The 12,770-nt window shown below is 66.6% G+C and carries 12 protein-coding genes; 2 read left to right on the forward strand and 10 right to left on the reverse strand.

The genetic code is table 11. The features are described from left to right. Window positions 1-32: 32 nt before the first annotated feature. Window positions 33-1,037 carry a dTDP-glucose 4,6-dehydratase gene (rfbB, locus tag HQ314_RS15415; protein WP_222650538.1) on the forward strand — a complete coding sequence of 335 codons (1,005 nt, stop codon included), beginning with the start codon at window positions 33-35 and terminating at the stop codon, window positions 1,035-1,037. Here rfbB and HQ314_RS15420 read toward each other — a convergent pair whose 3' ends face one another. Genes HQ314_RS15420 through HQ314_RS15440 form a run of 5 tightly spaced genes read right to left on the reverse strand, consistent with a single transcriptional unit; the run spans window position 1,038 to window position 6,604 of the window. Next, window positions 1,038-1,886, reverse strand: coding sequence for a glycosyltransferase (locus tag HQ314_RS15420; RefSeq protein ID WP_222650539.1), 849 nt, complete (start codon window positions 1,884-1,886; stop codon window positions 1,038-1,040). 1 nt (window position 1,887) lies between these two features. Next, a complete protein-coding gene (locus tag HQ314_RS15425; protein WP_231476428.1) occupies window positions 1,888-2,361 on the reverse strand; it encodes a GtrA family protein in 474 nt (157 codons plus the stop codon). A gap of 60 nt (window positions 2,362-2,421) precedes the next feature. Next, the gene (locus HQ314_RS15430) at window positions 2,422-3,363 is read right to left on the reverse strand and encodes an NAD(P)-dependent oxidoreductase (protein ID WP_056443141.1); all 942 of its coding nucleotides are present in this window, start codon (window positions 3,361-3,363) and stop codon (window positions 2,422-2,424) included. Beyond that, complete coding sequence (locus tag HQ314_RS15435) at window positions 3,360-4,385, reverse strand: glycosyltransferase (RefSeq protein ID WP_056444213.1); 1,026 nt, start codon at window positions 4,383-4,385, stop codon at window positions 3,360-3,362. The genes HQ314_RS15430 and HQ314_RS15435 overlap by 4 nt, the downstream gene beginning before the upstream one ends. Before the next feature lie 38 nt (window positions 4,386-4,423). Further along, a complete protein-coding gene (locus HQ314_RS15440) occupies window positions 4,424-6,604 on the reverse strand; it encodes a YfhO family protein (protein WP_222650540.1) in 2,181 nt (726 codons plus the stop codon). A gap of 186 nt (window positions 6,605-6,790) precedes the next feature. Here HQ314_RS15440 and HQ314_RS15445 point away from each other — a divergent pair, with 186 nt between their 5' ends. Continuing rightward, entirely contained in the window at window positions 6,791-8,653 is a 1,863-nt protein-coding gene (locus HQ314_RS15445) for a glycosyltransferase (RefSeq protein WP_222650541.1), read from the forward strand. Here HQ314_RS15445 and HQ314_RS15450 read toward each other — a convergent pair. The 5 genes from HQ314_RS15450 to HQ314_RS15470 are packed head-to-tail and all read right to left on the reverse strand — an operon-like array spanning window position 8,646 to window position 12,726. After that, window positions 8,646-9,452, reverse strand: coding sequence for a class I SAM-dependent methyltransferase (locus tag HQ314_RS15450; RefSeq protein ID WP_027506557.1), 807 nt, complete (start codon window positions 9,450-9,452; stop codon window positions 8,646-8,648). The two genes, HQ314_RS15445 and HQ314_RS15450, sit on opposite strands and share 8 nt — an antisense overlap. Window positions 9,453-9,491: 39 nt before the next feature. Continuing rightward, window positions 9,492-10,379: a glycosyltransferase gene (locus tag HQ314_RS15455; RefSeq protein WP_056444218.1), complete on the reverse strand. Its 888-nt coding sequence runs from the start codon at window positions 10,377-10,379 to the stop codon at window positions 9,492-9,494. Then, a complete protein-coding gene (locus HQ314_RS15460; RefSeq protein WP_056443150.1) occupies window positions 10,372-11,196 on the reverse strand; it encodes an ABC transporter ATP-binding protein in 825 nt (274 codons plus the stop codon). Before HQ314_RS15460 ends, HQ314_RS15455 begins: the two co-directional genes overlap by 8 nt. A 15-nt stretch (window positions 11,197-11,211) precedes the next feature. Continuing rightward, window positions 11,212-12,087 (reverse strand): ABC transporter permease, encoded by an 876-nt coding sequence (locus tag HQ314_RS15465; RefSeq protein ID WP_027506560.1) that lies wholly within the window; start codon window positions 12,085-12,087, stop codon window positions 11,212-11,214. Window positions 12,088-12,114: 27 nt separating this feature from the next. Continuing rightward, window positions 12,115-12,726 (reverse strand): bacterial proteasome activator family protein, encoded by a 612-nt coding sequence (locus HQ314_RS15470; RefSeq protein ID WP_051613544.1) that lies wholly within the window; start codon window positions 12,724-12,726, stop codon window positions 12,115-12,117. Between the last annotated feature and the right edge of the window lie 44 nt (window positions 12,727-12,770).

Raw genomic sequence — 12,770 nt, forward strand, 5'->3', positions numbered from 1 at the left:
TTCGCGCCGCTCTCCCACGTAAAGTGCCGCCCATGAGAATGCTCGTGACCGGCGGCGCCGGGTTCATCGGCGCGAACTTCGTGCACCTGACCGCCCGCACCCGCCCCGACATCGAGATCACCGTCCTCGACGCCCTCACCTACGCCGGCAACAAAGCCTCCCTCCAGCCTGTCGCCGACCGCATCACCTTCGTCCACGGCGACATCACCGACACCGCCCTCGTGAACCGCCTCGTCGCCGACACCGACCTCGTCGTCCACTTCGCCGCCGAATCCCACAACGACAACTCCCTCGGCGACCCCTGGCCGTTCGTCCACACCAACATCGTCGGCACCACCACCCTCCTCCAAGCCGTCCGCACCCACGACGTCCGCTACCACCACATCAGCACCGACGAGGTCTACGGCGACCTCGAACTCGACGACCCCGCCCGGTTCACCGAGAACACCCCCTACAACCCCTCCTCGCCGTACTCCTCCACCAAAGCCTCCAGCGACCTGCTGGTGCGAGCCTGGACCCGCTCCTTCGGCGTCCGCGCCACCATCTCCAACTGCTCCAACAACTACGGGCCCTACCAGCACGTCGAGAAGTTCATCCCCCGCCAGATCACCGGCGTCCTCACCGGCATCCGCCCCAAGCTCTACGGCGCCGGACTCAACGTCCGCGACTGGATCCACGTCGAGGACCACAACACCGCCGTCTGGACCATCATCGACAAGGGCGCCCTCGGCCAGACCTACCTCATCGGCGCCGACGGCGAGGTCGACAACCGCACCGTCGTCGAGACCATCCTCGAACTCTGCGGCCACGACAAGAACGACTTCGACTTCGTCACCGACCGCCCCGGCCACGACCTGCGCTACGCCATCGACAGCACCCGCCTGCGCACCGAACTCGGCTGGACACCCCGCTACTCCGACTTCCGCAGCGGACTCGCCGCCACCATCGACTGGTACCGCGACAACGAATCCTGGTGGGCGCCGCAGAAAGCCGCGACCGAAGCGGCCTACGCATCGGCCGGCGAACGGACGCTCTGATCAGACGGGTTCCGGCGGCTGGTGCGTGATGCGTCGCCGCAGCAGCACGTACACCGCGCGGCGAAGGAACGACGTCACGAGCGCGCGAGCATTACCGATACGAACGTCGTTCTCGGACAGCAGGTCCGGGTAGGCCGCGCGCAGTTTCCGATGGAATCCCGCGGCCTGCCCCGCCTGTTCCCGCGCCAGGCGCACGCTCCACTGCCCGGCATTGATGCGGAACGCCGCGAGCGACGAGCGGATGGCCACCACGTCACCTGTGAGTGCGACCTCCGTGAAGGTCGCCTGATCGATGAGGAACGGGTGGTCGTTGTCCCACCAGCCGATGTCGGCGAGGGCGTCTCGTCGCATCAGGACGCATCCCGGCTCACCGAAGATGTTGGAGCCGGCGAGCACCGCGGTGCGTGCGGCCGTGCGTCCGTCGACGAGGCCGGACAACTTTCCCAGTCCACGCGTGGCGATGATGGTCTTGCCGGCGGCGTCGACGAGCGTGCGTTGCGACGCCACCAGGACGGCCGACGGGTGCGCGTCGAACGCGGCGACCTGGTCGGCGATCGACGTCTCGGTGATCGTGTCGTCGCCGCACACGAGTTTGATCAGTTCGCCCGTGGCCAGTCGACTCACTCTGTCCCAGTTGCGTTTCGCTCCGCCGCCGGCCTCGGTGTGCTCGACGCGGATGCGATCGTCGTCGTAGCGGGCGATGACGTCGAGGGTGGAGTCGGTCGACGCGTGATCGGCGATCACCAGCTCGAAGTCTCGGTAGGTCTGACTCAGGATCGACTCGATGGTCTCGCCGATGAAGTCGGCGTTGTTGTACGCCGGGACCACGATCGACACGCGGGGTGCCATGTCAGGAACCTTTCACCGAGGACGAGCGCTTGAACGAGAAGTCGCGGTAGCCGAAGAAGCTGATGCAGGCGGTGAGCAACGTGATGACCAGCTGGGACGGGATGGGTGCGAATCCGAGTACCGAGACGGCGACGGTCATCGCGGCGAGGTTCACCGCGAAGGCCCCGGAGTTGACCACCACGAAGCGCCAGAAGTCGCGAAGCACGTGTCCCCGCACCCGGAAGACGAGGTAGCGATTCGTGCAGAAGGCAGTCAGCACGTTGCACAGGTAGCCGAGCACGATCGCGGCGTGATAACCGAGCGTGTCACCGATCGCGAGCTGCCAGACGATGAACCAGACGGTGCCGAGCACCGTGTTGAAGCCGCCCACCAGGAGAAAGACGAGTCCTTGGTTGCCCATCAGGCGGAGGAGCGGGCCGACCGGCTGCGCGTCCACGACGACACGGTCGTCGTCGGCAGGTTGATCGGCGGTCACCACGGCAGTGTCTCAGCAGCGTTCACCGTGGCACAAACTCGCGGACCCGCTCCGGGTTCGTCACCCGCGGTGGCCGGCGAGGAGCGAGGACCGGATGGACTCCAGCGTCGAGGCGATGCCGGCGGGCAGCGTGCGGTGAGTCCTGCGATCGATCTCGGGCCAGACGGTGGATCGAAGACGCAGGTCACGGCCCTGGAGCGAGGACAACGGGGAGGCGGCCTGGACGACGAGCGGTCGCCGACGGAAGACGGACCTGCACGCGCCGAGAATGGCGCCGATGGTGACGGCATTCCCCGAGGCGAAGATCTTGGTGACGGGCTCCGTGCGCTCCCGCGCGGCGACGTCCAGGGCGTCCGCCACCATCTCTGCCGCATCGGAGATGTAGAGGTAGTCGCGCAGGGTGTCGATGGGCACGTAGATCGAGATGGGTGATGCCAGCAGGTACCCGCGGCACAGGTGGGAGATGAGGCCCTGCGGCTTCGACAGGTTCTGTCCCGGTCCGTACAGGTTGGCGAAGCGGCCGACCACCACCGACGCATCGGTGCGTCGACCGAAGTCCACCGCTCTCTGCTCGGCGCGTAGCTTCGCGTGGCCGTACTCGCCCAGCGGCGCGACCGCGCTCGACTCGTCGTGCGGTGCGTCGGGCGTGCCCGCGTAAACCCCACCGGCGGACGACGCATGAAAGACGGTGACAGGCTCCGGCCTCGGGACCGCATACGACTCGAGCTGTGCCAACGCGTGCGCGAACAGGTCGTTCTCCCGGTCGAAGGCCGCGCGCGGCGTGCCGTTGACGCCTGCGCCCGCACACCACACGACATTGACGCGGCGTGCGTCGGAGGTGGCCACCGCTCGCGCGCGAGAGGTGATCACGGTGCGCGCCGCGTCCTCGTCGAGCCACGGGATCGTCTCGGTCACCACCCGGTGCCCACGACGGGCGAGTTCGGCGGAGACGGCCGAGCCGAGAAGTCCACCACTCCCGACGACCCAGGACAACGTCGTCACGAGAGGTCGGGGTTCTCGGCGTCCCGGTTCTCGGCGTCCGGGCTCGGGGACACCCGGTCGGCCCGACCCAGTGGCCCGGCAGCCGGATCGCCCACGATCAGATAGGGAGGCTTTCCCATCGCGGTCTTCACGTTGACGCCGACGTACTCGGCGACGACGCCGAGAGAGAACAGGGTGGCCCCGAATCCGAACAGCAGGACGACCATGGTGGACGCCCAGCCGCGGACCTCGGTGTCCGGGTCGAAGAACGTGTACACGACGAGGAGATAGGCGACCAGGACGAGACCGAGAACGGCGAACACCACCCCCAGCACGCTGACCAGACGCAAACCCTTGGTGCCGCTGGAGAGAACCATGCGCCAGAAGTGGGACAGCAGGGTCCGCAGGTTGTAGCCGGAACGCCGTCCCTGTTCCTCGCGCAGCGTCACCGGGCTGGTGGTCACACTGCCGGCGATCCACCCGAGTGCGACGTCGAGGTACGCCTCGGATCCGGCGTAGGCGGCCACCGACCGTCCGACCTCGCCCACGACCATGCGGAAGCTGCTGTACTGCACGGTGTTCTCACCGGCCAACGCCTTGGCGATGAGCCACTTCGAACCCTTGCTCGTCGCGTTGCGCCACAGTCCGTGCGGGGCGGCGTTGGTACCGCGGGCGTAGACGACCGAGGCCTGCTCGTCGAGTGCGGTGTCGAGAAGTCCGCCGATGTCGGCGGGATCGTGCTGCCCGTCCTCGTCCATCGTGACGATCCACTCGCCGCCACTCGAGGCCATGCCCGCGAGCGTCGCGGGGTGCTGCCCGAAGTTGCGACTGAGCCAGATTCCGCGGACGAACGAGTGACGGTCCGCCAGGTCTCGGATGACGGCCGCGGATCCGTCCGGGCCGTGGTCGAACACCAACAGGACCTCCTCGACCACCGCGAGTCGGCGACCGGGGGTCAGAAAGGGCCGGGTGAGGGTCTCGAGCTCGTCGGTCAACGGGCCGAGGGTCCTCTCACCCTGGTAGACGGGAACGATGACCGAGATCCGGTGCGGAAGCTGATCGTCAGTCACGAGAGCCGACCCTATAACGCTCGACGGCGTCGGGCGTCGAGCACCACCAAGCCGGCCAGCACGACCAATCCGCCACCCATGGACGCGAGGCCCAGTTTGAAGCCGGGTGGGCGGAACTTGATGGCCAGCTCAGCGTCCGTCGTCCCCGGCGGCACATCGACGTACAGGAATGTGTCCCCGAGTCCCCTGGTCTGCAGCGGTTCGCCGTTCAACGTCGCGGTGTACCCCGGCCACGCGAGCCGGGCGAAAATCACGCTGCCTCCCGCCTGAGACGTCACACGGAGGCTTTCGTCCACCGCGCTGGATGCAGTCGGCTCGACGTCCGCGTTCACGGTGGCTGACACCGTGCCTGATTGCGTCGAAACGTATCCGCCGGTGCGCTCGAGCACAGCCACCTGATCAGACTGCGGACGCGGGACGTCGACCCACTTCCACCCGGCCGGAACCGGCATCTGGCGCCACATGGGGTACTGGGCCTTCTGGACGACGACGCGATCTACCAGCATCAGATCAGCAGTTGTCTTACCTGTGTAGACGTCGGGGCGGAAGGTGTTGCGGTACGCATCGTCACACGTGGAACCGTCGAACTTCATGCACAGCAGGTCGCCGAAAGCTTCGTTGCCGACCGGGGTGTAAGCGCTCACGTAATTCAGGTCGAGGACCTTGGCGAAGTTGCCGTACACCTGAGCGCTCCAACGTTCGGCCGCCTCCGCTCTGCTACGGCCGGTATAGCCTCGGTCACCCAGCTGCAGGGTGGTTCCGGTCCAGTCCGGAAAGTTAGCTCTCGCTTCGCTCTGCGACGTTGGAAACTTCCATTGCCACAATAATTTCGGATAGTTGTTGACCTGATACAGCGCGATCGGGATGACACTGACCATCAAGACCACCGCGGTCGGGCGCAGACCCCATTTGCGGGTTGCTCCGATCAGCAGGACGCCGGCCAGTCCGACGAGCAGTGCAGACAGAAGATGTCTGCCCGCGAGTTGGGGCCCTGAAGACATAGCGCGGATAAACAGGACTCCGACGAGTATCGATGCAGCGATGAGCCGGCCGCGGAGGCCACGGAAGGTACCGTGACGGCTCACGAGGACAGTGACGATCACCAGCAGCGTGCAAGCAACGAACGGGAGCAGGCGCGCCGGCCAGCGAATCGGGCCGATCTCACTCGGACCTGCGGTGAACAGCAGTAGTGCACCCAGAAGGATGAGAGGGCCGCTCATCTCACGCAGGGTCTGGGGAACGCGTCGCCAGTCAACGAATGCGAGGACAGGCACGAGAAACCATGCGATGTACGTGACCGGGGCCATCGTGGTCTCGGTCGCCCACGACTCCATGCTGGTCACAGCGGTGGGTAGGCTTGCGCTGAGGCTTTCCGACCACGGTGCGACCAAGAAGTTATCGTTCAGCGTTCCCTGGGCACCGGATCGCCAGGTCACTCCTGATGTGAGAACTCCAGGCAGAAACGTGATGGCACCGCACATGGCGGCGGCTACGGAAACGGCTGCCAGTTTCATTACGGGAACGAGAAGACGCGCCCGAAGATATTCGCCGATCATGACCGAGCCTGCGACGACGCCAGCCATCAGTGCAGCGTGGACGTAGCCGACGCTGATGGCGAGATACAGGAATGCAAAGACAGGTATGGGACCGGAATCCCCGCGTACGTACCGGACGGCACTGGCCCACGCTTGAATGACCCAGGCCATCCCGATCAGCGAGGTCACCCACGAAGGCTGGTCGAAGAACAAGGTGAAGCCGCTGAACGGAACGGCTGCTCCTGCCACCGCAGCCCACATCGGTCGTGCACCGTAGGCGAGCGCCACCCGGAAGACACCCAGCGCGAGCACGACAGCGAAGCCGATTTTCACCAGCGCTGCGTACAGGGCTAGGTCATCGAAGGACGGCGCGATGACGTTGATGATCATCTGGACGGGATTCCAGAGCCCGCCCTGGCCTTCGACTGGATAGTTGCCCGCCATCCACTGAGTGGTGACGAGGGGGAGGAGTTGCCCCTCGCGCATCAAGCGTCCGAGTGCCAACCAGTTTCCTACAGCTCCGGACTCGGTGTCATCAAGGTAGAAGTACCGGTGGTCACTGATCAGGATGGCGAAGAACCCAACAAGGACGGTGGCGGCCGTTCCGAGTCCCCATATGCTCGTCTCGCGGCGGGAATGGATAGGCGCGGTGATCACACGCTCCTCGCTTCCGCCTGCGACCCGTCGGTCCGATTGTCGCCCTGACACGGCGTGCACACGCGCGAAGGGGCCGTTCGGATTGTTATCGTAGGTCACAGACCGGTCTCGAAGAAACAATGGGGTGCCCCGGGCTAGCCGTCTCAAACCTCAGCACCACGTCATCTCTCAGGAGTTTTCCACTTCATGTCTTCGACGCCCCGCACGATCGCCACCGACGCACTGACCCTCCAGCGCGGTGTGTTCCTCGGTCCCTCCACCAGAGTGAATCCCGATCTGTACGCCGTGATCGAGAAGGGCAGCGGGGATCGCAGGCGCCACGACATGACGCTCGCGAAGAACTCCTTCGCTCACACCAACACGTACTTCGGGCGCTTCGCGGCGTCCTACTGGCAGCGGTGGACCACGGTCGGCGCGGTCACGGCGTCTCTGCGCATCGCGACGAGCGGCCGTGTCCGAGTGCGACTGCTGGCCTCGGACATCGCCGGTCACCGCCGCATCGTGTCGGTGCAGGAGACGCGGAGCGACGCCGTGCTGACATTCGAGGCTCCGCTCGACAAGTTCGTCGACGGGGGTGCCCTCTGGCTGGAGTTCGAGACGTTCGGCGAGTCCGCCGTCGTCGACGGCCTCGAGTGGACCCACGCCACCACGGTGCCGAGACGTCCGGTGGCCATTGCCATCTGCACGTTCAACCGCGCCACGGACTGTGCGCACACGGTAGCCGCACTCGCGTCCGACGACGTGGTGTTGTCGCTGATCGACACCGTGCACGTCGTGGATCAGGGCACGGACCTCGTGCAGGATCAGCCGGAGTTCGCCGATGCGCGGGCGCGGATGGGCGACACCCTGGTGTACCTCCGGCAGCCCAATCTCGGTGGTGCGGGCGGCTTCACACGCGGACTGTACGAGGTGACCGCGTCTCGGAGCGGTGTCGACGTCATCCTCATGGACGACGACATCCTGTGTGAGCCGGAGACGGTGCTGCGTCTGAGCGCCTTCGCCAACGTCACGGCGCAGCCGACCCTGGTCGGTGCGCAGATGCTGTTCCTGCTCAATCCCGACTACCTCAACGTCGGCGCGGAGGAGGTGGACTTCCTGCACCTGCAGCACGGCCGCACCGTCGGAAAGGCGTTGTCCAACAAGAGCATGATCAAGAAGAACCAGGAGCGCCGGGTCGACGCCGGCTACAACGCCTGGTGGACGTGCCTGATCCCGTCCGAGGTCGTCGAGGAGATCGGTCTCCCGCTTCCCATGTTCTTCCAGTGGGACGACGTGGAGTACGGCGTGCGCGCCGGCCGTGCGGGCTTCCCGACCGTCACGCTGCCCAACGCGGCGGTGTGGCACGCCGACTTCTACTGGAAGGACTTCGACGACTGGGCGCGGTACTTCAGTACGCGTAACTCGCTGATCGTCGGGTCTCTGCACAGCGACCTGAACACGACGGTGTTGTCGCGAATGTTCCTGCGCCACATCGCCGAGTACGTCGTCGGAATGCAGTACGGCCTCGCACACACCACCTTGAAGGGTATCGAGGACTGGCTGTCGGGGCCGGACCATCTGACCGACGGCGGCATGGCGGCGATGGCTCGTATCCGAGCCGACCGCAAGGAGTACCCGGAGACGATCATGCACCCGGCGGCCACCGCGCCGGTGCCCTCCGCGGAGGTGCGGGTCTCGCGGGCGGGCGGGCAGCCGAGCGCGATGCGAGCGGTGTTGGCCAAGCGCGGTGTCGACCAGTTCCTCGGACGTACGATCGGCGGTCTCGTCGGCGTCACGCGCGAGGACGCCCACTGGTGGCACATCGCCAGGTTCGACCACGTCGTGGTCACCGACGCATCGCAGGGCGGCGTTCGAATCCGCAAGCGGGACAAAGCACGTGGGGTCGCGCTGATGGTGCGTGCCGTCAAGGTGATGCGGCGTCTGCGGCGGGAGGCTCCTGCTCTGCAGGAGCAGTACCGTGCGGCCGGTGCCGATCTCATCGCACGCGAGAACTGGGCCCGGCTCTACGGGATCGACGCCGACGCTCCGACCACCGAATCGGTCAGGTGAGCCGGACCGCCACCTGCTCGTTGTTGGACGTGTAGGCGAGGTACTCGAACGTCACCCCGGTGCGGTGGACGAACTCGGTCCACGCCTTGTACTCGTGCAGGGCCCAGCCGGGGAAGTTGAAGAACTCGTCGAACACGATGACGGTGCCCGGCACCAGTCGTGACTCGAGACGACGCAGGACGAAGTCGGTCGACGAGTACAGGTCGGCGTCGAGGTGCAGGAACGCGACCGGGCCGCGGTTCTTCGACAGGAACGGCCCGAGGGTCTGCTGGAACATGCCCTTCACCAGGTGCGCTCCTGGAACGTCCGGTAGAGCGTCCTGAGCGAAGGTCCCGGCCTCGAAGCCGGTGCGCCAGTCCTCCGGCAGGCCCTCGAAGGTGTCGAAGCCGGCGATGACTCCGACGTTGGCGGCGCGGCGCCACTCGTCGACGATGATCGCCAGCGTGGTCCCGGTGGCGACCCCGAACTCGAGTGCCATGCCGTCGATGGACACCGCACCCAGGGCGTGCCGCAACGTGAGGTCGGGACGGGTGAACGACGGCGTCCGCGGGAGGTGGTCCTCCACGAAGTCGGCACTCGAGGCGGTGGCCTCGAGGTCCGAGGCGAACGGGATGTCGCGGCGCATCCGGAACTCCAGCGTGGTGATGGATTCCTGGAGGTCGGCGATCGTCTTAGCCTGACCCGTGATCAGGTCTATCAGCTCACTGTGACGACGGTCGGCCTCGGGTGCCACGGCGTCCTGGACTGCCTGCACGACCTTGCCCCGCGCCGAGGCTCTGACGCGTCGACTCCACCGCATCACCCGCACCGTCCACTCGTCATGGGGACATACCGTAGTTCAGGGTTTGCGGAAGTACTCATCCCGGCCGAGCTTGCGCAGACGCAACCACTCGCGCAGGCCGCGGAGGTCCCGTCGTGTGACCACGAAGTACCACCCGAAGCGCACCCATTCCTGCGGGAGAAGCTTGCGCATGCCGGGTTGAGCCATCAGGTATCCGCGGTTGCGGTATGTGAAATAGCGCTTGGTGGCGTCGTCCGGATACTGCGTGTGCATCCGGCCGCCGAGGATCGGCTTGAACTCGTCGGCGCCGTTCGGATGCAGGTACGCGGTCTGCAGGCACGTGCCGAAAGCCAGCCCCGAGCGTGTGAGGCGACGGTGGATCTCGACCTCGTCGCCGCGGACGAAGAGCCGGAGGTCGGGGACACCGACGGCGTCGATCGCAGCGGCCGAGAACAACGCACCGTTGAACAACGACGCGTAGGACGGCAACAACTCCTCGTCACCGAGTTCGGACCGCCACCGTCGCCACGCGGTGCCGCGTCGCAGCGGGAACGCGAGGTGATCGGGATCGTCGATGTCGCACACGACGGGGGAGACCTCGTCGAGGCCGTGGCGCACCGCGCAGTCGAGGAGCGTGGCGAGGACGTCCGGCCCCTCCGGCCTGCCGTCGTCGTCGGCTAGCCACACCCGCTCGGCACCGAGGGACAGCGCGTGCAGCATCCCCAGCGCGAAGCCGCCGGCCCCACCGAGGTTGTGCTTGCTCCCGAGGTAGGTGGTCGGCACGGCCGCGCTCTCGACGAGCTCGCGGACCGCTGTCTCGTTCGCGTTGTCCACCACGATCAGATGGTCGAGCGGACGGGTCTGCGACGTCAGGACGGCGAGGGACTGGGCCAGTAGCTCGCGGCGCCGGTGGGTGACCACCACGCCGACGATGAACTCAGGCATGCGGATCGTGATCGGCCTGGCCACGATCCGCGGCCTCCAGCTCACGAATGACGTGCGCGACGTGGTCTCCCGCGTCGTCGCCCTCGTACGACCGCACGACCTCCTCGATACCGCCCTGCTGCCGCACGTGGCCGTGATCGATCCACATCGCCGAATCGCAGAGCTGGGCGAGGAACTCGTTGGAGTGCGAGGCGAAGACGAGGATGCCCGAGCGCTGCACGAGCTTCTGCAGACGAGTGCGCGCCTTCTTCATGAACTCGGCGTCGACTGCGCCGATGCCCTCGTCGAGCAGCAGGATCTCGGGGTCGATGCTCGTGACGACGCCCATGGCGATGCGCACGCGCATGCCCGTCGAGTAGGTGCGCAGCGGCATGTCGAGGTACTCGCCGAGCTCGGTGAAGTCGGCGATCTCGTCGATCTTCGACATCATCTGCTTGCGTGTCTGGCCGAGGAACAGGCCGCGGATGATGATGTTCTCGTAGCCGGAGATCTCCGGGTCCATGCCGACGCCCAGGTCGAAGACCGGCGCGACGCGACCCCGCACGACGGCACTGCCGCGGGTGGGTTCGTAGATGCCCGCCAGCAGGCGCAGGAGCGTCGACTTGCCCGCACCGTTGTGGCCGACCAGTCCGACGCGGTCGCCCTCCTTCAGTGAGAGCGTGATGTCGCGCAGCGCCTCCACGACGACGACGTCACTGCTGTTGCGTCCGATGGTGCCGCCGGCCTTGCCGAGGAACGCCTTCTTCAGCGACCGGGTCTTGGCGTCGAAGATGGGGAAGTCGACGCACGCGCCGTGCGTCTCGATGCTGACTGTCATGTGTGTCTCGTCCGATCAGACCCAGTAGGGCACGCGGGCCCGGAACGTACGCATCGCCACCATGGTGACGGCCAGGCCGACCACGGTGAACGCCAGCACGATGTACCAGTGGTACGCCTGCTGGTCCTCGCCGATCAGGGGCGCGCGCAGGATGTCGAGGTAGTGGAACAGCGGATTGATCTCCACCAGGCGCGCGCGGTCCGCCGCGGCCCCGCCCATCTTCTGCAGATTCGCCGTGGTCCACACGATCGGCGTCATGAAGAACAGCAGCGTGACGACGCTGCCGAGGATCGGGGCCAGGTCGCGATAGCGGGTGGCGATGATGCCGAAGAGCAGTGACACCCACACCATGTTGACGACGATCAGACCGAACGCCGGGATCGCCATGACGATGGTCCAGTGCAGCTCGGGACGGAACACCGCGAGCATGATCAGGTAGATCAGCATGTTGTGGCCGAGGAGCAGCACCTGGCGCCACACGAGCCGATAGATGTGCACGCTCAGTGCCGACGGCAGCTGCTTGATCAGGCCCTCGTTGGCCACGAAGACGTCGGCGCCCTCGAGGATCGACGCGCTGATGAGGTTCCAGATGATGAGCCCGACGGTGACGTGGGGCAGGAACGACTTCAGGTCGATGTCGAGGAGGACCGAGTACAGCAGACCCATCGCGACGGCCTGCACACCCGTGGCGATGGTGATCCAGAACGGGCCGATGACGGAACGCCGGTACCGCTGCTTGATGTCCTGCCATCCGAGGCTCAGCCACAGCTCACGCTGGGCGTAGCCCTGCCGGAGATCGCGGACGGCCCGGCGGAACGTCTGCGAATCGGACGCGGGTGCATCCCCGGAGTTCGAGTCCCCGGTGTTCGAGTCGATCGCTGGTGCTGCCACGACCGACGACCCTACAGACGAGAACCGTCAGAGGTACTGGCCGGTGCCCTGCCCGTGCTGGCCCTGACCGCCGCCGCCGATGGACACACCGGGCGGAAGTGCACCCTGGCGCATCTGCTCGAGCTGGGCGCGCGCCGCCATCTGCTGAGCGAAGAGTGCAGTCTGGATGCCGTGGAACAGTCCCTCCAGCCAGCCCACCAGCTGTGCCTGGGCGATGCGGAGCTCGGCGTCGGACGGCACCGCGTCCTCGCCGAAGGGCAACGCCAGGCGCTGGAGCTCGTCGCGCAACTCCGGCGCGAGTCCCTGCTCGAGCTCACGGATGGAGGAGGTGTGGATCTCCTTGAGGCGGGTGCGGCTGGCGTCGTCCAGCGGTGCCGCGCGCACCTCCTCGAGGAGCTGCTTGATCATGGTGCCGATGCGCATGACCTTGGCGGGTTGCTCGACCATGTCCGCCAGCGATTCCTGATCGTCGCCGTCCGACGAGTCGCCGGCCCCGGTGACGTTCGCGCGGGCCGCGGCGGCCGCCGCCTCGCGGGGACTGAGCGCGATCGGCTGCCCGTCCGGACCGATGACGACGACGTGGTCGGCGCTGTCGTCCGCGCGGCCGCCGTCCGAGTTCTGCTCGTGTGAAGACGTCATGTCTCCATCTTGACCCGGGTCGCTCACCAGGGTGGGGTCCGGGG

This window comes from Rhodococcus sp. BP-332 (assembly GCF_019836065.1).
Taxonomy (GTDB): domain Bacteria; phylum Actinomycetota; class Actinomycetes; order Mycobacteriales; family Mycobacteriaceae; genus Rhodococcoides.

Bases quoted from the DNA above. Each gene is read 5' to 3' on its own strand.
- rfbB (WP_222650538.1), top strand. From the start codon at position 33: ATGAGAATGCTCGTGACCGGCGGCGCCGGGTTCATCGGCGCGAACTTC.
- HQ314_RS15460 (WP_056443150.1), bottom strand. From the start codon at position 11,196: ATGACAGTCAGCATCGAGACGCACGGCGCGTGCGTCGACTTCCCCATC.
- HQ314_RS15450 (WP_027506557.1), bottom strand. From the start codon at position 9,452: ATGCGGTGGAGTCGACGCGTCAGAGCCTCGGCGCGGGGCAAGGTCGTG.
- HQ314_RS15445 (WP_222650541.1), top strand. From the start codon at position 6,791: ATGTCTTCGACGCCCCGCACGATCGCCACCGACGCACTGACCCTCCAG.
- HQ314_RS15420 (WP_222650539.1), bottom strand. From the start codon at position 1,886: ATGGCACCCCGCGTGTCGATCGTGGTCCCGGCGTACAACAACGCCGAC.
- HQ314_RS15470 (WP_051613544.1), bottom strand. From the start codon at position 12,726: ATGACGTCTTCACACGAGCAGAACTCGGACGGCGGCCGCGCGGACGAC.
- HQ314_RS15455 (WP_056444218.1), bottom strand. From the start codon at position 10,379: ATGCCTGAGTTCATCGTCGGCGTGGTGGTCACCCACCGGCGCCGCGAG.